Source organism: Enterocloster sp. 210928-DFI.2.20, from assembly GCF_020554465.1.
Classification (GTDB): Bacteria; Bacillota; Clostridia; order Lachnospirales; family Lachnospiraceae; genus Enterocloster; species Enterocloster bolteae.
In genome coordinates, this window is sequence record NZ_JAJCHK010000008.1 from 131,949 (window position 1) to 152,269 (window position 20,321).

The 20,321-nt window shown below is 52.4% G+C and carries 15 protein-coding genes, 1 pseudogene and 1 riboswitch; all 16 genes and pseudogenes read right to left on the reverse strand.

The window, feature by feature from the left end:
• Positions 1 to 4 precede the first annotated feature (4 nt).
• Positions 5 to 592 (reverse strand): hypothetical protein, encoded by a 588-nt coding sequence (locus LI015_RS09940; protein WP_227124807.1) that lies wholly within the window; start codon positions 590 to 592, stop codon positions 5 to 7.
• Between the two features lie 36 nt (positions 593 to 628).
• Positions 629 to 796, reverse strand: coding sequence for a hypothetical protein (locus LI015_RS09945; protein WP_227124809.1), 168 nt, complete (start codon positions 794 to 796; stop codon positions 629 to 631).
• A gap of 22 nt (positions 797 to 818) precedes the next feature.
• Entirely contained in the window at positions 819 to 1,496 is a 678-nt protein-coding gene (locus LI015_RS09950) for a hypothetical protein (protein WP_227124811.1), read from the reverse strand.
• The gene (locus tag LI015_RS09955) at positions 1,496 to 3,145 is read right to left on the reverse strand and encodes a carboxypeptidase-like regulatory domain-containing protein (RefSeq protein ID WP_227124813.1); all 1,650 of its coding nucleotides are present in this window, start codon (positions 3,143 to 3,145) and stop codon (positions 1,496 to 1,498) included. The genes LI015_RS09950 and LI015_RS09955 overlap by 1 nt, the downstream gene beginning before the upstream one ends.
• Before the next feature lie 149 nt (positions 3,146 to 3,294).
• Complete coding sequence (locus LI015_RS09960) at positions 3,295 to 3,975, reverse strand: hypothetical protein (protein WP_227124815.1); 681 nt, start codon at positions 3,973 to 3,975, stop codon at positions 3,295 to 3,297.
• A 52-nt stretch (positions 3,976 to 4,027) separates the two neighbouring features.
• The gene (locus LI015_RS09965) at positions 4,028 to 4,813 is read right to left on the reverse strand and encodes a hypothetical protein (RefSeq protein WP_227124822.1); all 786 of its coding nucleotides are present in this window, start codon (positions 4,811 to 4,813) and stop codon (positions 4,028 to 4,030) included.
• 18 nt (positions 4,814 to 4,831) lie between these two features.
• On the reverse strand, positions 4,832 to 5,413 hold the full coding sequence (locus LI015_RS09970) for a hypothetical protein (protein WP_227124824.1): 582 nt from the start codon (positions 5,411 to 5,413) through the stop codon (positions 4,832 to 4,834).
• Positions 5,414 to 5,439: 26 nt separating this feature from the next.
• Positions 5,440 to 5,955 carry a hypothetical protein gene (locus LI015_RS09975; protein ID WP_227124826.1) on the reverse strand — a complete coding sequence of 172 codons (516 nt, stop codon included), beginning with the start codon at positions 5,953 to 5,955 and terminating at the stop codon, positions 5,440 to 5,442.
• Positions 5,952 to 6,536, reverse strand: a complete 585-nt coding sequence (locus tag LI015_RS09980) for a hypothetical protein (RefSeq protein WP_227124828.1) — start codon at positions 6,534 to 6,536, stop codon at positions 5,952 to 5,954. Before LI015_RS09980 ends, LI015_RS09975 begins: the two co-directional genes overlap by 4 nt.
• Before the next feature lie 22 nt (positions 6,537 to 6,558).
• Positions 6,559 to 13,149, reverse strand: coding sequence for a hypothetical protein (locus tag LI015_RS09985; RefSeq protein ID WP_227124829.1), 6,591 nt, complete (start codon positions 13,147 to 13,149; stop codon positions 6,559 to 6,561).
• 12 nt (positions 13,150 to 13,161) lie between these two features.
• A complete protein-coding gene (locus tag LI015_RS09990) occupies positions 13,162 to 16,122 on the reverse strand; it encodes a hypothetical protein (protein ID WP_227124831.1) in 2,961 nt (986 codons plus the stop codon).
• 29 nt (positions 16,123 to 16,151) lie between these two features.
• Entirely contained in the window at positions 16,152 to 17,075 is a 924-nt protein-coding gene (lepB, locus tag LI015_RS09995; protein WP_227124833.1) for a signal peptidase I, read from the reverse strand.
• A 70-nt stretch (positions 17,076 to 17,145) separates the two neighbouring features.
• Positions 17,146 to 17,234, reverse strand: a riboswitch (cyclic di-GMP riboswitch).
• Positions 17,235 to 17,571: 337 nt separating this feature from the next.
• Positions 17,572 to 18,426 carry a tyrosine-type recombinase/integrase gene (locus LI015_RS10000; protein WP_227124835.1) on the reverse strand — a complete coding sequence of 285 codons (855 nt, stop codon included), beginning with the start codon at positions 18,424 to 18,426 and terminating at the stop codon, positions 17,572 to 17,574.
• A gap of 336 nt (positions 18,427 to 18,762) precedes the next feature.
• Positions 18,763 to 19,035, reverse strand: coding sequence for a helix-turn-helix domain-containing protein (locus LI015_RS10005; protein WP_227124880.1), 273 nt, complete (start codon positions 19,033 to 19,035; stop codon positions 18,763 to 18,765).
• 107 nt (positions 19,036 to 19,142) lie between these two features.
• A pseudogene (locus tag LI015_RS10010) lies at positions 19,143 to 19,847 on the reverse strand (type IV secretory system conjugative DNA transfer family protein); the annotation flags it as partial.
• Positions 19,848 to 20,133: 286 nt separating this feature from the next.
• Positions 20,134 to 20,304, reverse strand: coding sequence for a hypothetical protein (locus LI015_RS10015; protein WP_227124837.1), 171 nt, complete (start codon positions 20,302 to 20,304; stop codon positions 20,134 to 20,136).
• Between the last annotated feature and the right edge of the window lie 17 nt (positions 20,305 to 20,321).

Here is a 20,321-nt window from a genome sequence, read left to right on the forward strand (position 1 = left end):
TCTCTTATTCGTTCACGGACGGCTGTACGGACACAATGATGTCTGTCTCCACCTTCCCGATATATTCATAGTTATTCTGCCGGTACCCATATACATATGCCTTGCAGGGATAATCCCCTGGTTCCGGCACTGTATCGAGTGTTTCCTCCGCGATGTAATATCCCGGCTTAATGTATCCTGATTCATAAATGCTCTCTCCGCTGTCCAGCCGGCAGATTTCCAGTCGTACCAACTTCTGATTTTCCGCCGGATTCTCAAACAGAATGTTTCCCTTACCCGTATCTGCAGCAAACACCTGGTTGGTGTTGATTGAGAACAGGATTTCCGTCTCCTCCACCTGGGCCTGCACATTGTTGTGGTCCGCCCCGGGCATCTGGCCGGCAACCACATCCCGCTCCATCCGTTTTTTCTCCCCGTCTCTGTTTCCGGTCAGGAGGACAACACCGCCTGCTATGGCAAGAATAAACAGAGCCAGTATCACCAGCCTCCTGCTGCTGCGGATATGCCGTTCCTTTTGCTGTATCCGGCTTCCTCCCATCCTTTTCCTGGATCTTTTTCTGTTTTCCTTCTGATCGTCCTTCATTTTTTCCATATCCCTATTCCACCTGTCCTGTCCAAAATCTATTTCTTAATGCCCGCCCTTAAGACGGTTCTTTTGATACTCTTCCATATATTTCATCTGCTGCTCATCATCCGTTTTCCGGTCCAAATCTGTTTTCCCCTGTACAAGGTAAAATAAACAGCCAATCACCAGAACCGCTCCTGTGATACCTGCCGCAATCCATAACAATCCCATTCCGTGCCTTCCTTCCATCTATCTATTTTTCAACAATCAGGGTAATCCCTACTGCAATCTCTCCGATATAGCTCTGGTCTTCCAGCCGGTAGGCCAAAACGTGAGCGGTACATACATAACTGCCCTTTTTGAGCCTCACATCCAACATATCCTCCGCCACATAACTACCTGGCTTTAACAGTCCTGTCTCATAAATCAGTTCCCCGGTATCATCCCGGTACAGCTTCAGCCGGGTCAGCTTCCCATTCCGGGAGGGATTCTCAAACAAAATGTTTCCTTTGGAAGCCCCATCCGGGAATACGGGAGTGGAATTGATTGACATGGCAATCATGTTCTCCGACACCTGGCGGTTTAACTCCTTTTGCAGCTGCTCCTTTTCTGTCCCCGGCATGACTCCCGCCACTGCCTCATCTTCCCAGCCATTTCCCGGCTCTGTTCCGGCCGTTAAAGCCACCCGTTCCCGGCTGCTTCTCAATGTCACAGTTACCGCCAGGACTACAACGCCCAGTACGGCCAGAAGAATCACTCCAGCCACAACCGCGGCTGTGTGCCTTCTGTGCCATCGCGGTTCGTCCCCTGTTTGTCCCGTCCTTTCGGGTTCTGCCCCTGGCTGTCCTATCCTTCCGGGTTCTGCCCCTGGCTGTCCTATCCTTCCCTGTTTCGTCCCTGTATATTTGACTTCTGTATGATTCTCCCGCATTACCGTGTTTCCTCATGTCTCTTCCGCCATACCAGCCAGACCGTCCCCAAAAGCAGGACAAGCAGAGCCGCCGGGACCGCAATCACCCACCACCATAGATTGCCTGTCAGGGCATAGCTGGAACAGTGGGTCATTTCCCCGATTGTGACAAAGCCATCCTTGTCAAAGGACAGGTCCCGGTACAGTACGTCCCGGCCCGCGTCCTCATCAAATGTCAGAAAGTCCACCTTCTCATTTTCTCCAAATCCGAACTGGTCGCGGATCCGCAGGGTTGCCGCGCCCGGCAAAGGGCCGTGGTGGGTGATGGATAAGGGCTGTGAATGTCTCCACCAGAGATAGTTCCCCAAACCGTCCCCGTCCGGTAACTCCGGGGATATGTACAGGTTCGTGTCCACTGCGTTCTGGCGGTCCATATTCTGGGGAGCAAAGGACCATTCATACCACAGTTCCTCCTGATCCTCCGGGTTATAAATCCGGGCCTTTAACGGCAGCTTGTGTTCCGAGGCATAATCAAACGCCGCCTTGGGCGCAGTCAGGGACTGCTCTGCGTGTGAACCTTTCAGGGTGTACAGCAGGCTGACCGCGCCTGTCTCAATGTCGTGCTCAACTCCGAAATCCAGTCTGCCGTAGGTCTCATGGATAAACAGGCCGGAGGGGAGCAGAAGCTTCTGGTCCGTTCCCTGGATCACCACCCGGATATCTGCCGGCCACTGGACGGCTGCTTCTGAATAGTTATGTGGGACATATGCCTCCGACTTCCCGTCCGGGCGGTCCGGCACCTGGATCACCAGCTCTACGCCGTTCTCTCCGCTCATAACCCATAGCTCGCTGCTTCCGTATAAGCTCTTATCATGGTCGGTAAAAGGCGGCAGGGAGACTTCTACCTGTTTCCCATCCGGGGCAGTCAGCTCCACCACAACCATGGCATTTTTCTCTATGGATTCTCCTACCACCGGATCCTGGATCTGCACCGCGTTGACACCGTAAGGGGAGGATATATGGATGGGCTGTCCCTGGACGGGCGCCTGTCCCCCACCGGCTTCTCCAGCCTGAGGATTTTCCTCATAGCCAGAGGGAAGGGGCTGCCGGGCGGGCACGTCCGCCGCCGCTGTTGTCCCGTCTGCTATCTCCGGCCTTACCAGGGAGGATGGGGGCTGTTCTGCGGTTCCGCCCGGGACCGTCTGATCCGCGGGTTCCTGGGACGGCGCCGGGTTGCCTGGGCCATAGCCTCCGCTTGGCTTCACGGCGCTGCTGGGTTTACTGCTGTTCTCTCCGCCGCCGGAGGAACGTCTCCGCAGCATCAGCGTGACCGCCCCTTCATCCTCTGTCACATGGTATTCCAGGCTGTTTGAGCTGTAACCAATCAGGGAGGCCTCTATCTGATGGGTCTCTCCTAAGTCAAAACCGTCAAATTCTACGGTCCCATTGGGTCCGGTGGTGAGGGTCCGTTTGTCCACAGTGACCGCGGCTCCTTCAAGAGCGCTGTTGTTCTGATCTGTCACGGTAACCGTAACCTTACAATCCGATATGGACACGACTTCCCCGGACAGAACAACGGGGCTCCCCGTATCCGCCAGGGCGGTTACGGGCACAAGCGCGCACATTCCCGCGGCCAGGGCTGTTGACAGCTGCTTCTTCCATTGCTTCATCTCTATCTCAACCTTTCTTCATGTTCTTGTATTTCTTCATGTTCTGGCATTTATGCTTCTGCATGGCAGAGCACAGGACCGCCGGTGGAACCTTCTCTGGGTCCTGTATTCTGCCATGCAGGCGGAACGCATCCGCCCGCACATAAAATCTATGTATAAGGCTTCACGGCTACCGTGAAGGTGGGGGTGATGGTAAACTGGTCTCCGGCGCTCCAGCCCTGCCCGATCTGGCCAAAGATCTTCATGGTGACGGAGTTTCCTGTCTTTCCGGTGGCCGCCAGCTTTCCCTGGCTGCTGTCAAGATAGTAATTGCCGCTGATTGCACCGGATTTCAGCCAGTCTGTTGCCGTGGAAAAGTTGGTCGGTTCCGTGGTTTTCAGCGCAAACATCATGTTCTGATCACTGTCGACCCATGATGTAACCAGGTTCGGTGCTTTACCCCCTGTACTCGCCGCCACATCCACATTGGAAACCTTCACGTAAATGGGAACAATAGATTGATTCGTGATGGTGATGTTGCTGGACTGGGCCGTAACCTGGCTGGAGGGCTTTGCTGCCGTGATGGTGGGGTCAATATCGAATCCGACCGTGGTGGGCACCGTTACCTTTAACTGGGTCGCCACGATGGTCCCGGTAATGGTGGTTGTGCTGTTTCCCTCTCCCGCTCCCTTACCGTTCACTGTGGTTGTGGACTTACTGTCGGTGACGCTCATTGTCACATCGGGTTTCGTTGTCGCGGCGGGGTATCCTCCGTCTGCCCATGCGGTTCCTCCCGCTGACAGCGTCAGCGCCATGGCCAGAGCCATAAGCTTTGCGTTTCTGTGCTTCATCTCGTTGTTACCTCCTGCTATTTTTTGTATTTTTATTGCATTTACCAGTCTTTTATAATGGACTCACCTTCAGGTACGGTGTGACCTGGAAGCTGAAATTCCCAAAACTGCTGCCACTCATGAGCCGCCCATATATTTGAAGGGCTGTTTCTTCCCCCGGTTTAATCTCCGCCACCAGAACGGGCAGATTCCCGGCCGCGCCGCCAACCCCCAGGGGCTCCGAATCACCGGGCAGAATCGCGTACTGTTCAAAGGCTTCCTCTGTCTCAAAGGTCTCCCCGGCGCTTCGCAGGGCCATGATGGCGGTTCCCGGCTCCGATACCTCGGCCAATGTCCCTACCAGACGGATTTCCTGGGGCGCTCCGGTTACAGGATGGTTCCTGATTTCCGATTCCACCGGATCCACCCTTATAATCTCCACTTTGACCGGGACAATGGAGTTGTTAATCACCATGGCCTCCGTTGGGCCGGTGAACTGGGACGAAACCTGGCTGGTGACCGTGTCCTCCTCCCCCTCTTTCCCCGGCTCCACACGAAATCCGATCCGGCACGGAAGCTCCACGGACAGGATGCTGGCCTGAACGGTTCCTGTGAATTCCACGGAAGCGCTTCCTCCGTCCGGCAGTGTCTCATCCCGGAGAGACGCCGGCTCCTCCGGGATATCCGGCGCTTCATCGGTGCCGGACTCCTGGGGTGCGGCTTCCCGGGCCTTCATTTCCCGGGGGCCGGTTTCCTGGGCGCCGGCCGTCAGGGGAACGGCGCCCACAAGCAGGAGGGCCGACACTGCCAGAATGCGGATCCGTTTCCTGATATTCTTTTTTCCGGTAAACCGTTGCATTTATGCGGTCTCCTCCTTTCACTGGACCAGGGTCAGGGTGATTTCCGCCGCTGCCTGTCCGATATATTCCTCTGTGTCCATGTTGTAGGTGTAAAATATAGCGGTGCAGTCATAACGTCCCGCTTCCAGGGAAGACTTCAGGGGCGCGGATTCCACATAGGTTCCCGGCCGCAGGGCGCCTGTCTCATAGATCAGCTCCCCGTCCTCAAGCCGGATCTCCACCCGGATCAGTTTTCCCTGGTTGGACGGATTCTCAATCAGCCAGTTGACCGCCCCGCCGTCTGTTCCCAAGCTTCCAAAGGGCGTTGCGTTCACGGACATGGATAGCATTCCCTCCGCCACCACCTGGTCTAACTCTGCCTGCCGCTCCTCCATGCTCTTTCCGGGCAGGTCTCCAACAACCACATTGGCCTCGTAGGCAAGCCCTCCTGCTGTCCCCTCCTGCTTCCCATGTCTCATCCACAGGACGGCCAACGCCAATACGGCGGCAAGCAGCAGGAACAGGAGCGCATAAACCATCCGTCCTCTTCCCCGCTTTCCATCCGGGCCGTCCCGTATGGCCTGGGGTATTCCCTCTGGGGTAGTTCTCTTTAATTCCACGGTTTCCTTCTCTCCTTAGGATGTATTTAATTCAGTATGTAGACGGTTATCTCGGCCGCGGCCTGTCCTATGTAGCTGCTGTCCGTGAGCCGGTACGTCTCAAATACGGCGGTGCAGTCATAAATGCCCTTCTCCAGCGCCACATCTAACGGGGCTGATTCTATATATTGTTCCGGGTCCAGATAGCCGGACTGGTAAATCTTCTCCCCCGTATCCTTCCGGTATACGGCCACGGTAAAACGGTTGTGGTTTTCCGGCGGATTCCCGATCATCAGATTGCCTTCCGACGTTCCATCTGCAAAGCAGGGGGTAGCGTTTACGGAAAATGTCACAAGGCCCTCATCTACGATCTGATCCAGCTCCCCCTGGCGTTCGGCCGGGTCCTTTAAGCTGCCAATCTGTACATTGGGGTCCGCCGCCAGCACCGGCTGTGGTACTTCCCCGGGTTTTCGAAGAAGCCATACCGTACAAAGAGCGGCCGCCGCCAGCAGAAGGATGAAAAGGATCCGCCATGCCGCTTGGCTGTTTTGTTTTTGTTTCACTGCGTCCCACCTCCTGTCTCCGTAACCCGGATGTTGATTTCAATCTGCAGGCTGCCCGCAGGTTCCTTTCCCGTAAACAGTTCAATACGGGCAATGACCGGATATTCCCCCACCGGCAGCTCCTGGTTTAAATCAAGGGTTTCGATGTACTGCCCCGGCTTCACCAGCCTGGTATTGCCCAGAAGATCGCCGGACTCCTTCAGATACAACCCCAGACGGCTGGAATATTGGTTCCCCTCCGGATTCTCAAACTGGATGTTGCAGGCGCGGGTCTGGCTGGGAAATGTGGGAATCTGATTTAAGATAACCTGATAGCTCCCCTCCTCCACCTCCCTGCCCTCCTGGGCATGAAGCGTCCCGTTTTTTGCCCTGCTGTCCGGCAGAATGTCCATCTGTGCCTGCAATGGATCCGGCAGGCGCAGAATGCGGTAGTAGGACGCCAGGAAGATTCCGCCCGCCGCCAATGCGATAAGTAGCGCCGCAAGGAGAATCCGCCTCTTCCAGGTCCCGGCCCGCACTACCTTCCGGGGGCTTCTGCGGCTTCTTCCGGTTCTTCTGTTTTCATTTTCTTCCGATGTCATGTTCCTCTCCTGACGTCATCTTCTATTTTGCCTCAACCTTAACTGATGCATTATCCGCGTCCTCTTTTGATATGCTGTACTCATACAGCACATCGTAGCCGAACTTCCCGTTGTTATCCGACAGGACTGCGCCGTAGTCCATGCAATACTGATAGGAAAAGACTCCGCTGGCGCCCAGTTTTCCGCCGAACGGTATGGTTCCCTTTGCCGGATCGTAATAATATTTAATGCTTGGGTAGATGTAACCGCCATAGCTTACATTGCCCAGCCACAGGTGCACATTTTCCTTGTATGCTTCATCTCCGGTCACTGTCACGCTTTGGGCTACCGGCGCCAGCTTATGAGTAGCGCCGTTGGTTCCCTTTTCCCACGGTGTGACCTTGGATATGTTGAAATCTATGGGATATGGGTTCTCATTCTTCCACGTCATGGTGGCAGAGCTGGCCTGATCCTCCTGTCCGGGCTTGAGCTGCATGGTAGCGGCTACCGGCAGGGTCACGTTCAGCGTCTTTCCGGTGACGGCATTTATGGTTATGGTATACTCGTATACCGTCCCGTCCTGGTCTATTCCAAGGACAAAGTACCGGGGGCTAGAGCAGTTGTAGGCGGCCGCGTTATAGAAACTGAGCGTCGGGCTTGCGCTTACGGAATCGTTCCTGTTAGCAAGGCTTAATTCTTTCCCGGCCAGACCGAACGCCACATTTTGATTGGCATTATCCGTGCCGTATTTGTAGTAATTTGCAGTGATATCCGTCGTCCGTCCGAGGGTGAGTGTATCATCACTCCCCAGGAGAGCCAAATCTGCGCTTCCCACCTGTTCCAGATACAGGAACATACCTCCGGTTACCGTTGTGGTTCCGTAGGAAAGAGCTGTCCCCTCCACCGGTGTAAATGCTTTTGCCGCCGCCTGAGTCGCTACAAAGCAGGGATAACCCAACGTGGGTGAATCATCGCTGGCGGTATACCAGATCCGGCCGGTTCCGGTGTGTTCGCTGGTGTTGAGCAGCTGGGTGGCCCGGAAGGTCTTCATCTGGGCCGTGGTCCTACCGGTGACGTTGGATACGGGATTGCTGTTCGCTCCCGCTTTATCCGAATCATAGTAGCAGGCTGTCACGGCGGCGTTCAGGCCTCTGGGAGACACAATGTGGCCGGAACCTGCGCGGTATGTGCTTGTAGCAGCCGACGCGGCGGCCGCGTTATAACAGCCTTTCACGGTTGAACCGTTCTCGGCGCTTCCGGCTATTCCTCCGTTGTGGAGCGCATTGGTCCAGTTTGAATCTGAGATGTCCGCAAAGTTGGCGCAGTATTCCACCGTGGACGCAGTAAGCTGTCCTACGATACCGCCTGTGTAGTTATTCCCCGCCTGTCTTGCAGCACTGACCGGTATCCAGTTCATACAATACCGGATACTGGCATTATTCTGGGCCCGGGCAACGATCCCCGCCATGTGGTCAGTCTGATCACCAGTAGCGGTGATTTTGCCCCGGACCGAAAGTCCGCTTACGCTTCCCCCGTTCAACACCTGTATAAAGCTCACCGAAGTACTGCCGCCCGGTATATACAGATTGTCCAGCTCTCCATCTGCCAGGCTTCCTGAATACGTTCCAATGGGGATCCAGGTCAGGGCCTTGGTTACGTCCCCCGTGTTGGCGCGGCCTGAAAAACGGCTTCCGAACAGATCCAGCTTGTTCTTTCCTATATCCGCATTCCGTTTGCTGTAGTTGCTGGAATCCGTGTTCACCTTGTATGCCAGCCAGGCAAGCTGCTCCGGGCTGGTAATCTTATAAGCGGTTGTGCTGCCGTCTCCTTCGGGTTTCGTCCCATATGCGTCCACCCAGGCCCCAGGCTCGCTCCAGTTAGCTGCCGCGTCCATCTTCCCATTGGTTTCCGCAAACACCGGATAGCCGTTATTTTCACTTTCGCTTGCTGCCTCACGCCAGACAGTACTTGATACGGCGCTTAGATCCGGCGCTCCGTTCAGCTGATAGGCCAGGCCCCACTGCTTCATCTGCGCGGTTGTGCGTCCTCCATGCATAAAGCTGTCCGCGACGGCGGTCGTATTCAGCTTGTCCTCATCAAAGAAGTTATTGCTGGCTGTGCCGCCATTTTCTAATCCGAACACGCCCTGCGATACACTAGAACCCATGCCCGCCCCACAGGAGTAGTTGCTGGTAACGCTTCCGCTCGTGATTGTGCCTGCCACACCGCCGCAGTATACCTTGTTAGATCCGCCGGTGGTAGCGCCCGTGTTGTAATTGTTTCGTAATGTACCTCCGTTTACGATTCCCACCAAGCCTCCGGCATAGATAGTATTCGTGCTGTTCCCAACACTCACGGTTCCTGTATTATGGTTCTTTTCTATGGTACCGTTCGACAGCCTGCCCAGTATTCCTCCAACATAATTATTGGTAAGCATCTGTGTAAGCCCGACTGCCCCGGTATTTTCACAGCCGCTTACGGTACTTGTTCCCGTAGCCTCACCCGCAATCCCTCCGGAGCGGACTGCATTGGCTGAGCTGCCGGCATTTACCGGACCTGTATTCTTACAGTCTTTTATTGTGCCTGCGTTTACATACCCGGCAATTCCTCCGGACCACTCTCCATCGCTAACCGTTTCCCCATTGTCACAGGAATCGATTGTGCTGATTTGTAACAGTCCCGCAATCCCTCCGGAGTAATAACCATATGTAATTGTTCCGGCATTGGAACACCCCGTAATCCTTGCGCTTTCCAGGACATACCCTGCGATACCTCCGCTTATTCCCCAATGCGTACTTGCCTCGATAATACTACCCCAGTTCTTGCAGCCGGATATCGTTCCCCCAATCATGGTCCCTACAATTCCGCCTGTTCCATAGTCTGACGAACTTGACGTACACTTCACGGTTCCATAGTTCTCGCAGTCCGTAACTTTGCCGTTTTTTACCACTGCCGCGAGACTTCCCGCTGTCTGCCTGTAACCCCTTTGTACACGGCTGTGTCCGCCGACTGTCAGATTGGTGAAACTGGCTCCTGCTGTGTAGCCAAACAGCCCGTTATACATTCCGGTCCCGTCCACACGCAGATAATCGATGGTGCGCTGGGCCGCCGCTGTGTTGCCCGAGCTGTTCACACCCTTCACAGAGCCTTTATAGTAAATTTCCGGAATGACCGTGCTCGCACCACTCGCCTCTGTGCTTGCACCCGCCGTATATCCGATGGGCTTCCAGGCCAGGGCAGCCGCCGCGTCGTTGGCTGCGTTTCCTGTCTTGGTCTTTCCAGTGTACTCTCCGCCAAACAGATCAATATCCGCCACAATCAGGGCGTTATAAGCCTCGCTGGACGCGGAGGCCGGATGGTTGACCTGGTAAGCCAGCCATGCTAAGTCCCCCGGGGAGTCGATGACGTAATAGCTTGTCCCTCCCACCGATGATACCGGCGGCTTGTCCGCCATCTCCCCTACGGATTCCCAATCTGCAACCGCACCAAGGGTGCCCCATTCCGGATACACGCCTTTGGGCGAGCTGACGGTCCAGATGGTGCCGCTGCCCGTCTTTTTTCCGTTCATCAGGTATGCTCCATACCAGCTTTTCAGCTTGTCCGCCGGAAGGGCTGTACCTAGATCGCTTTGAGTATAGGTGGGACTTGTGCTTTCCTGGTATACGCAGTTGCTGACTGTGATGCCTGAGTCATTCCTTGTAATGCCATAGCGTCCTGTCAGTGATGTAGACATGCTTCCGGAAAAATAGCAGCCTGTAATAATCGTTTTGCCCGCAAAACTGCTGTTTACATATGCCACTCCGTGTCCGGAACAGCCGCCGCCCGTACTTATGGTCCCATCTCTGTAATAGCAGTTCTTTATCTCCGCTTTCGTGGTTGTCCCGGTAATATAGCCGACGATTCCGCCAAGAGTATTACTGGCGCCGCTGCTGCTCAGGTTCGCGGTAACCCCGCAGTACTCCACGGTTCCATCCCCCATTTTTCCGACAATTCCTCCGGCCCATACTGAGCTTGACACCGCGCCGGCGTTCAGGCAGTTGGAGACCTTACCGTCAATCATTTCTGTAATCAGGCCTCCGGTCCCGGTGATCTTGCAGGTATTGTCCTGTATGACTCCATCAACCGTTCCGTTCAGATAGCCAAATAGTGGATTGCCGGACAGATAGGAAATCGTCCGTTTCCCCCCTTTAAATGTTCCTTTATATGCATTGGCTTCACTTACTCCTATGCTGACCCAGGGTACCGGGCTTGACGTGGTTCCTCCCCGGCTGCTTCCCGTCAGGTCTATATCCACCGTCACCGTCCCATTTATTGTGGTCTTTCCGCTGTTAACCTGGGACATGAACCAGGCAAGATCATCCGCATCTGTGAGCTGGTAAGCGCCGGACGTCTGCGTCGGCGCTTCCACGGTGGCTCCGTATGCATACCAGTCCTTTATTCCAGATACAAAATCGGGGAAGCCGTCGTTTCCAACCTTAGTTGTCCCGTCTGATTTTGTCTGCTGATTCCATACATGATTCGGATAGTAGCGGCCTGAGGCGGGGGTACCGGTCGCATTCAGCTGCCAGGCAAAATCAGCAGTGCGCATCTGGGCTGCGGTCTTTCCCGTGCCATTTCCATTAGGAGCCACAGAAGCACTAAATTTAGTGTCATAATAGCAGTCTGTGACACATGTTCTGTTGCCGTTCATTCCTATAATGTATGCCGTGTATTTTGTTCCCTGGGCGTTATTATTGAGAGCGACTGACGTATAGCAGTTGCTGACTCTTGCTGTTGTATCGCATTGTCTTCCGGCAATTCCCCCAACATAGGTAGCTGCGCTGGCAGCCACTCCATTATTATTTGTAATCCCGCCTCGGAAATAGCTGTCCGTTACGGATGAAGTGCCCCGCAGATCCCCCACCAGACCGCCAAAGGCACAGAAGTAGTTGGTGCTTCCCTGCTTTGTTAAGTATGTATTTCTAGCTCCGCAGTTTATCAGCTTTGTATTTCCTGCGGCATAGCCGACAATGGATCCAACGGTCTCGTGGGGCCCGCTGCTGGTGGTGGATGTGATGTTTCCCTTATCTAAAATTATGTTTTTAATGGTAGCATTCTCTGTTATTGCAAACATCCCAAGGGCTGCCTTGAACGAATTGCCGCCGCTAAACGACTCATCCATCTTCATGTTGGATATGATATGATATCCGCCGTCAAAGGTTCCCGTATATTTCGAAGTTCCTATGGATACCCAGTTGTAGGCGGACAAGTCAATATCCGCCAGAACTTTTGCACATGCGCCTGTTTCTCCGCTGTTGACCTTCATCATAAAGGTAGCCAGATCCTTTGCGGACTTCAGCTCATAGGGGCTTCCCGCTGTTCCATCTCCAACAAGAGTGGCTGGATTATAGATAGCGTAATCAAACCAGTTATTAATGGTAACAGATGTTCCTGACAGATAAGGATATCCCCCTTTCGTATAACGCCATGGGGCAGAGCTTCCGGTTCTTCCGGCATTCAGCTTCGATACAATCTCCGCTCCAAACCGGGTATCGGCATTCAGCTGTGTTCCCCTCCTATACCCCTCTCTTCCGTCCACCACGTGCGCCAGTGTTACGTCCACATAACTGTTGATCGGGGCAGCACTCATTGCATTGACAATATAAGCGCCATGATCAACGGCGGTTACGAGTCCTGCATTATAGCAGTTCTTGACGGTTCCACGGTCTGAAATCCCTGCCGACCAGCAATTACCCGCTTTTCCCTTGGAGTCCACAGCACCATAGTTAATACAGTCCTCAATGGTTCCCCCGCTGCCCACGATTCCTCCTTGTGTGAACGGACTCCCAGCCGTTACGGTTACAGTGGCTCTATTCCAGCATTTGCTGACGGTTCCCGCATTGCTTCCCACAATGCTCCCAATCGGCAGGGAATTGGAGCCGGCCGAAATCGTGCCGCTCTCAATCCCTAACTGCGTGATAAGGGCAGTAGAAGCAGTAACACCGAACATACCATTGCCTGTTGTGTTCAGATTTGTAATTTTATGCCACGCACCATCAAAGGTACCCGCATAGGGCTTCGCACTTGTTCCAATCGGAGTCCAGTTGGACACGCTTGACAGGTTTATATCCGCGGTCAGTACTGCATTGGTATTCGTATAAGTACCGTTATTCACCTTTGTTGCAAAATCTGTCAGCTGGGCTGCGTTTCCAATATTCACGGTCGCCGCCCTGGTATCTGCCAGAGGTGTCACAGACAGGGAAAAACTCTTTGAGATTCCCCCAAGCTCGGCAGTCAGGCTGCCGGATATGGATTGATTCTCTGAAGGCAGAGACTCCGGTTCCTGCGATTCGGACACCGGTTCTTCCGGAATACTGTCTGTGGGCGGGGTCTCCTCCGGTACACTATCTTCCGGCGCGCTTTCCTCCGGTACACTGTCTGCCGGTGCGCTTTCCTCCGGTACAGCTTCCTCCGACCGGTTTTCTTCCACCAGCGGTTCTTCTATTCGGATTTCACTGTCCGGCTGTGCCGCCAGCGCGCTGACAGGAGCCATGCCTCTCAGCATGCCTCCTGCCAGTATCACCGCTATCAGACAGAGCACCGGGCGGCTTATCCGCTTATATTTCATTTTGATCTGGTGTTTTCTCGATTTCATCTTCCAGACTCCTTATTCTAAAGTAACATTTGAGGTTTCATCCGGCGGCACGGTTTCCGGTGGTAAAAGGTCATCTGCAGGTTCCTCTTCCAGCGTGTTTTCTTCGGAGCCGTCCAGTTCAGACTCTTCTATATGATCCGGTTCATCCGCGGTCATCCCGGTTTCATCCGGATATACCTTGGACTCCTCTGTAACCCCTCCGCCGTTTAACGTCTCCTGCGCTGCCGAGGAAGATTCTTCCTCATCATGCTCTGCGTCCGGCATTTCCGCGCGGCTATCATCCGATGGCAAAACCGCGGTCTCTTCTTCCGAATCTTCCGGTGCCGCTGTCTCTTCTGCCAGGTCTTCTGACTCCTCTTCCTCTTCTGCCGGCGCTGTTATTGCCTCGCTGCCGGAGGCATGAAAGACCGCCCGGTTGTCATCTGTAATGGATACTGCGCCGTCTGCGCTCCACTTGATTTCCTCCCCATCAATCTCCGCAGGTAAAGCAAAGCCGGTTTCTGCCGCGGTCAAGGCATCCGTTAAAGTGATATCCTCCGGCAATACCAGGGCTATGGCCGAAGCGCTGGACCGCAGGCGGAAGGTTTCATTCTCATGATTCGCAAAATAGGATATTTGGGGATACGCATTCTCGGTATAATGCCAGTTTTCACCGGACAGTCCGCTTTCGTCCCCAATGATCCGGATCGTATTCTGTCCTATGGCAGAAGCATCCTGTGCGCAGGCAATCTGCCGGTCATAGACACATCCGTTCAGGATTCCTGTCTCCTCCCGGCTCCTTCCTACAAATGCATATGGCTCCTCACAGTGTTCACCCATGATACAGGTAGAAAAGCAGTCCTGGAGTTTTCCTGCATGAATGCCCACAAAACCTGCACTGATTCCACTTACATCCACAATGCCCGAAGCATAGCTGCTCTCCACACGGGTATCTTCCCCCAGAAAGCCGCAAAATCCCGCTGCCAGGACCTCCGCCTCCAGAGTGTCCGCTTCCTCTCCACCCATATTCATGAAGGAAAAACATTCTGTAATCAGGCTCTTGCCATCCATCTGTGCAACCAGACCTCCAGCCACAATCTGCTGTGCTGTCACCTCTATAAAATAGGCGTCTTCGTCTTTTTCGATTTCAGGTTCTGTTTCCTTAGGAAGGATCTCTTCCGGCAGGGTTTCCTCCGGAAGGCTTTCCTCCGGGTCCGCCAATCCAGGTTTGCTTCCGCCGGCCCCGGCTCCACCCTGTGTATTTCCTGAATCTTTCGATTCTTCTTCCTGGGATGGCGTATCAACCGTAGGCTTCTGCTCTGATTCTGTCTCTTCCGGTACATCGGTTCCTTCTTCACTGCCGGAAGGCGTTTCTGTATCGGTTTTTCCTTCTTCTGTGCCAGGGGTTTCCGGCTTCTCTGAATCCGTCGGTTTTTCATCGGGATTGCCGGAGCTGGAGCCGGTGCTGTCTCCACTGCCGGTATTATCACCGGTACCGGAATCTCCGCTGCCAGCGCCCTCGTCTGTGCTGTTGTTATCTCCGCTGCCGGAACCGTCCCCTGTGCTGGAACTATCTCCGCTGCCGGAACCGTCCCCTGTGCTGGAACTGTCTCCGCTGCCGGAACCGCTTCCTGAATTGGAACTGTCTCCGCTGCCAGCTCCGTTTCCTGAATTGGAACTGTCTTCGCTGCCGGATCCGCTTCCCGAATTGGAACTATCTTCGCTGCCGGAACCGCTTCCTGTGCTGGAACTGCCTCCGCTTCCGGTTCCGCTTCCTGAACTGGAGCTGTTTCCGCTTCCGGTTCCGCTTCCTGAATTGGAACTACCTTCGCTGCCAGAACTGCTTCCTGTGCTGGAACTGTTTCCGCTGCCAGAATCCGCCCCTGTACTGGAACTTCCTCCGCTGCCGGAATAATCCCCCGCGCTTGAACCGCCTCCTATACTGGACACAGTCATTACACCCGATTCCATGCGGCCCATTGCATAAAACGAACGCTCCCGTCCTGTGGCAAAGCTCCTGACAGGACTGTAGGCCAGCGGAACCAATTCATCCTCTACCTCGTGTTTTTCTACTTTATCAGACACGGAATCCGTCTGCTTTTGAGCACGATTCTCTTTATGAGTCTCAGTCTCTTTTTCCGGCAGCCTTGGCTTCTCTGTTTCTTCTACGGCTTTTGTTTCTTCTATTTTTGTTTCTTCTATTTTTGTTTCTTCTATAACTATGTCATTCGGTGCTGTAGGTGCCTCTGTCTCCGGCTGTTCCGTTTTCTGCTCTGTTGTTTCATCCTGTGCTCCGGTCTCGTCTGTTCCCGGTTTTGTTTCCAGATCTGCCTCGTTTTCCACATCAGATGGATCCGCCTCTGTGGTCTCCGGGGCTGCCTTACCGGCATCGGATGGGGTCGCCTTACCGGCTTCAGACGGCGTTGCTGTCACCGTATCATCAGAGTCCAACACCAGCATGGCCGGTTGGGGTGTATCTATGTATAGTTCTCCCACAGTCCCGCAGGAGGTTATCTCCGTATCTACTGCGTAAGCAATCAGAGCCGCATAGCCGTCCACCGCTTTCTCTCCATCGTAATAGGTATACGGATGCTGGATGCTGCATTGATCAAGCAGAAGATTCTCAATCTTCGCGCCTTTTGTGACGCCAAACATCGGGCGGTCCAGTCCTTCCACCACATGTCCGTCTCCATCCATCCGGCCGGTAAATGGGCGATAATTCGACCCGATGGGCCAGGAACAGCCGGTCAGGTCCAAATCCGCTGTCAAACGGTACCGCCCTCCCAGATCATAATCCGGGCTGTCCTCATCCAGCAGGTACTGCTCCCATTCCTCCGGCGATGATATTTCAATCCACTCCCTTGTCCTGGCGCCGCTCATGCCGACTCCCATCAAAAGGAGAGCCCCAGTCAGTCCCCCGATCACTCCCAAGCTGACAAGGAATGGAACATGTCTTCTAGTTTCAGTTCTTCTTTTGCTTCTTCCGCGATTCATCTCTTATTACTCCCTCCAATGGATCACAATCATCTATCTTCTTTTTCCTGCCTTTGCGAACGGTTTCTCCGCACAATCATAGTAACCTTTCCCAATATGTCCTCTTTTTTTACCGTACCGACCTGTGAATACCGGCTGTCTAAGGATTCCCCACGGTTATCCCCCAGAACAAAGTAGTGTCCGTCCATCACAGTCAATGGGGCGCTTTCATTCCAGCCTCGGTCCGGAATTGTCACATATGGCTCCCTTACCATCCTGCCATTGACAATAATCCTGCCATCCTGATCCACTGAAACGGTGTCCCCCGGAAGTCCGGCCACCCGTTTCACGGTATGCCCCTTTGTCCCCGGCTGGGTAAATACGATGATGTCCCCGCGTTTTATGTCCGTATCTGTACGTGAATAAAGAATGACATCCCCTGCCTGCAGGGACGGATACATGGAGTCTCCCTCCACCCTGTCGATTCCAGCTGTTACAAAAAGAACCGCTGTCAGTCCTGACAATAAGAGGAGGGCTGCTGTCAGCCATAAAAAACGCCGGTGTCTGCGGCGTATATTCAGCCGTCCATGTTCCAGATCAATCCGGTGGGACAGATTTGCGATTATATCCTGCAATCTTCCCTCCCCCCAGCCCATATACAAATGGAAAAACAGGACTGCGGCCAGAATACCGCCCTGCAGCATCCCAGCTCCTTCCCCTTCCATTCCATTGTCTGAAATGGAGTTCCCATGGCCCGCGGCTGTCCGGAGCTCTTCCAGTTTTTTATCCTGTTCCCTGATCCGCTGTTCATATCCCTCATACTCTTTCTCCAAATGATCCTGGAGTGCTGACAGGTACTCCAGAACCTGGGTCTCATCATAGCCACCAAGCATCCGTATCTTAAATCCCGGTACTTTCCTGCGGGAGCGTCTTCCCGCCCCCATCTTCCGGCCTTGAAACGCTTCCTTTGACACGGCCGCTCTTTCCTTTCCCCTCTGCTTTCAGACAAAATAAAAAGCTGGCATGGACAGCCAGCAGCACATATCATGCAACTGGCTGACATACTGCCTGATTGCAGGTTAGTCCCTCTAGTTTTGTGTCCTTACCTTTCAGTAAGTATACCGATTCCCTATTTAGTTTCATCTGGCACATATTTAATATTATGTTCTAAAAAAAGAAAGCAGGATCGTCCTTACCACGGACCATCTGCCATTTATATTCATTTTCCGGCAGGAAAAACTCAGTTTCGATGCCTCCTGCCTGTTTTATATGCACAAAAAAAGGAGATTGTTAAAACATTTATCCCCCTCTCTTAAAAATAGGTAAAATACCCCCTTATTTATCCAATTTTCGACAGTCTGTATGATAGAAAGAACTTGCTTTTTACCCTGTCTTGTTGCATAATGAATATGTATTAACATTTTCTTAATTTTTTTAGGACATAATATTAAATATGTCTTATTTTTTTACTCAACTGCTAAAACACAACCCCATTCTCGTAAGACTTTTTATATATTCCAGGTTACTTGTAGCCGTATAAATCCGGGTGGTATCCACCGATGCGTGTCCCAATATATCCGCCAAACGGACAATGTCTTTTTCCAAACGGTAGTAGGTCAATGCAAACAAATGTCGGAGATTATGTGGAAATATCTTCTGCGGGTCCACATTGGCAGCAGCGCTTAACTGCTTCATGGCCGCCCAGATATTGCCGCGGCTTAACGGCCTGCCGGTACGGGTGATAAATATGGAGCCGGAAAAAATATGCCGCTCTTTACAATAGCGCCGCAGCTGTATAACCAGCTGTTTTGAAAGCAGTACCTGACGCTCTTTTCCCTTGTTTATCACCAGCGCCACCCCCTTCTTCAAAGCCTCTGTGGTAATATATCTCACTTCTCCCACCCTGATTCCGGTGCTGCAGATGGTTTGTAGTAAAAGGTTTAAACGCTCATCCTTTTTCTCCATCGCCGCTTCCAGTAACCTCTGGTACTCCGTTTTTGTCAGTTCCTTCTCCACCTCACGGAATGTACTGTGCTGCACCCGCAGCAGATTAACCCGGCAATCCTGCCATCCCAAAAAGGAAAGGAGTCCATTGATTGACACCAGCATGGAATTGGCGCTGGTTCCCTTATAATTCGTTGATAAATACGCTTTATACTCCATCACACATGCTTTGCTGATTTCCTTATTTTCCGGCAGGTATTCATAAAATGTCCGGATATCCCGCATATATTTGCTGATCGTGTTCTTGCTGCACTCCCGTTCCATCAAACTGATCTGATATTCCTCTATGTGTTTTAGTGATAAACTGTATTTTTGATCCATCGTTTTGTTTACTCCTTCGATTGTCCTTTTATTGACAGGCTATAATACAAAATTCCCAGACCATAGGATGTCTGGGAATTTTGCCTGCTATGGATTTCACCCCATATTTTGGTAAAAAGTTCGAGTTTTTATTCAGCTTATCACTATTTTTTCAATCCGACAATAAGGGGGGGATATATCATACTATACCGGTTCATCTGCAACCCTTATTATTTTATTCCCTGCCACTAAAGTTTTCTTAAAGTGATCCCTTCTATACCTACGCCACCATGACATATCCCATACCCCACAAAAATGACAGAGTTTCTCCCTGGCGGCAGTTTGTAAATCAATCCGTTATATTGGCGGCGGCCTCTTCTTTACCTGATACAGCAGACTGCTCCTCCCACCATTCGTTCTCCATCGCTGTTCTTTTTCCACCAGTCCCGCCTTTACTAAATCGTCAAGCGCACGCTCTACTGTCCTTCTGGAAAGCTGCAGCTCCCTGGCGATGGTTCCTATTGATGGATAACACATCCCGTTACGATCGGACCGGTCCTTTAGATACATATAAACTGCCTTAGCCCGATGAGGCAGGTCCATCGAATAGATTGTTGAGAAATATCCTATACCTTCACCCCCTAATCCGTCCGTATTGGCGGACGCCATGGTTTATTTGCAGTATGCTTCTCATCTTCAAAGTCTTCCAGCGGCATGTCATCTACGTCTTCTTCCTCTAACTGTCTCCGGATTATCTCCTGTTCCAGCTCCAATCTGTCCGCATAGTAAACCGGCCGTGCAATATGCTGCTCCATTTCATATTCATCTTCAAACTCGATCCCCCATTTGAAGAACAGGCGTAACTCTGTGCACATCGGATGACAGCCTGTCTTGGCCAGTATAAAATGCCCTTTGGGAAGCGCCTTGAGTTCATCCGGCGTCATAAGCGGACGCCCAATCATCTGGAGGCTCTGGCTGGGATCATTCTTTCCCCGGCTAATGGAACCTGACAAGACTGTCTTATTTCCCAATGCCTTAGATAAAATCTCTGCACTTTCCGAGTTAGGTGCAAAACCCCCAAACAAAATTCCCTGACAATTATCAATAATGATTTCACTCCCCTCTTTTCCATAGTTTCTTTGAAGCTGGGCAAAACTTTGTATGATCGGTACCATACTGATCCGCCTGGAGCGTCCGGCCGAAAACAGCATCTCCAGCGACTCGATTTTTGGTATGGTCCCGATCTCATCTCCAAAGATAACCACACGGTTTGGAAGCTTTCCTCCATGTTCATCTGCAATAGACAGCATTTCCCGGTATACCTGCTGTAAAAACAGGCTTACCATAAAATACTTTGTATTGTCCTCCTCTGGTAATACAATAAAGATGGCAGATTTGGAATTGCAAAATGTCTCAGTGTCCATCTCGCTGTCAAAACACAGGAATAGCGATAGGTAATCCCTTGATGTTATCGTAGGATTTTCCCCCGCTCCACACCGTGCGTGCGAGTTTCCCCGCACACGGCGTTCCATCACTTTAGAGTTGTATATAAACAGGATATTTCTCGAAACTTTAGAAACTGTCAGATGGTGGCGTTACCAGCCATCTGCCTTAATTTGTTGATTTTCTTCAGCATGGTTTGAGTGGGGCTGATTCTGCTGAGATATGCATTGATTGTTTCGAGCTGGACTGCATGAAATAAGGTGTGTACATCTCTGTACAGGATGATTAGATTGCTGTACCTGTCTGTTCCGCCATTTTCTGTCGGAACCTTATGATGACAGTCAACTCCATGAGCTTGTCAAAAGTAGCACCATTTTTGCTTTTCTCATAACGGCCGTCAAGCGTTTCCTGCAATCCGTAATACTCGATATTTCTTAGTTTCTTTTGTTTCGTCATAGGCATCATCCTCCTCT

Coding starts and splice junctions, on each gene's coding strand:
- LI015_RS09965 (WP_227124822.1), bottom strand. CDS start 4,813: ATGCAACGGTTTACCGGAAAAAAGAATATCAGGAAACGGATCCGCATT.
- LI015_RS09950 (WP_227124811.1), bottom strand. CDS start 1,496: ATGCGGGAGAATCATACAGAAGTCAAATATACAGGGACGAAACAGGGA.
- LI015_RS09945 (WP_227124809.1), bottom strand. CDS start 796: ATGGGATTGTTATGGATTGCGGCAGGTATCACAGGAGCGGTTCTGGTG.
- LI015_RS09985 (WP_227124829.1), bottom strand. CDS start 13,149: ATGAAATCGAGAAAACACCAGATCAAAATGAAATATAAGCGGATAAGC.
- LI015_RS09955 (WP_227124813.1), bottom strand. CDS start 3,145: ATGAAGCAATGGAAGAAGCAGCTGTCAACAGCCCTGGCCGCGGGAATG.
- LI015_RS10000 (WP_227124835.1), bottom strand. CDS start 18,426: ATGGATCAAAAATACAGTTTATCACTAAAACACATAGAGGAATATCAG.
- LI015_RS09940 (WP_227124807.1), bottom strand. CDS start 592: ATGGAAAAAATGAAGGACGATCAGAAGGAAAACAGAAAAAGATCCAGG.
- LI015_RS09960 (WP_227124815.1), bottom strand. CDS start 3,975: ATGAAGCACAGAAACGCAAAGCTTATGGCTCTGGCCATGGCGCTGACG.
- LI015_RS09980 (WP_227124828.1), bottom strand. CDS start 6,536: ATGACATCGGAAGAAAATGAAAACAGAAGAACCGGAAGAAGCCGCAGA.
- LI015_RS09990 (WP_227124831.1), bottom strand. CDS start 16,122: ATGAATCGCGGAAGAAGCAAAAGAAGAACTGAAACTAGAAGACATGTT.
- LI015_RS10015 (WP_227124837.1), bottom strand. CDS start 20,304: ATGACGAAACAAAAGAAACTAAGAAATATCGAGTATTACGGATTGCAG.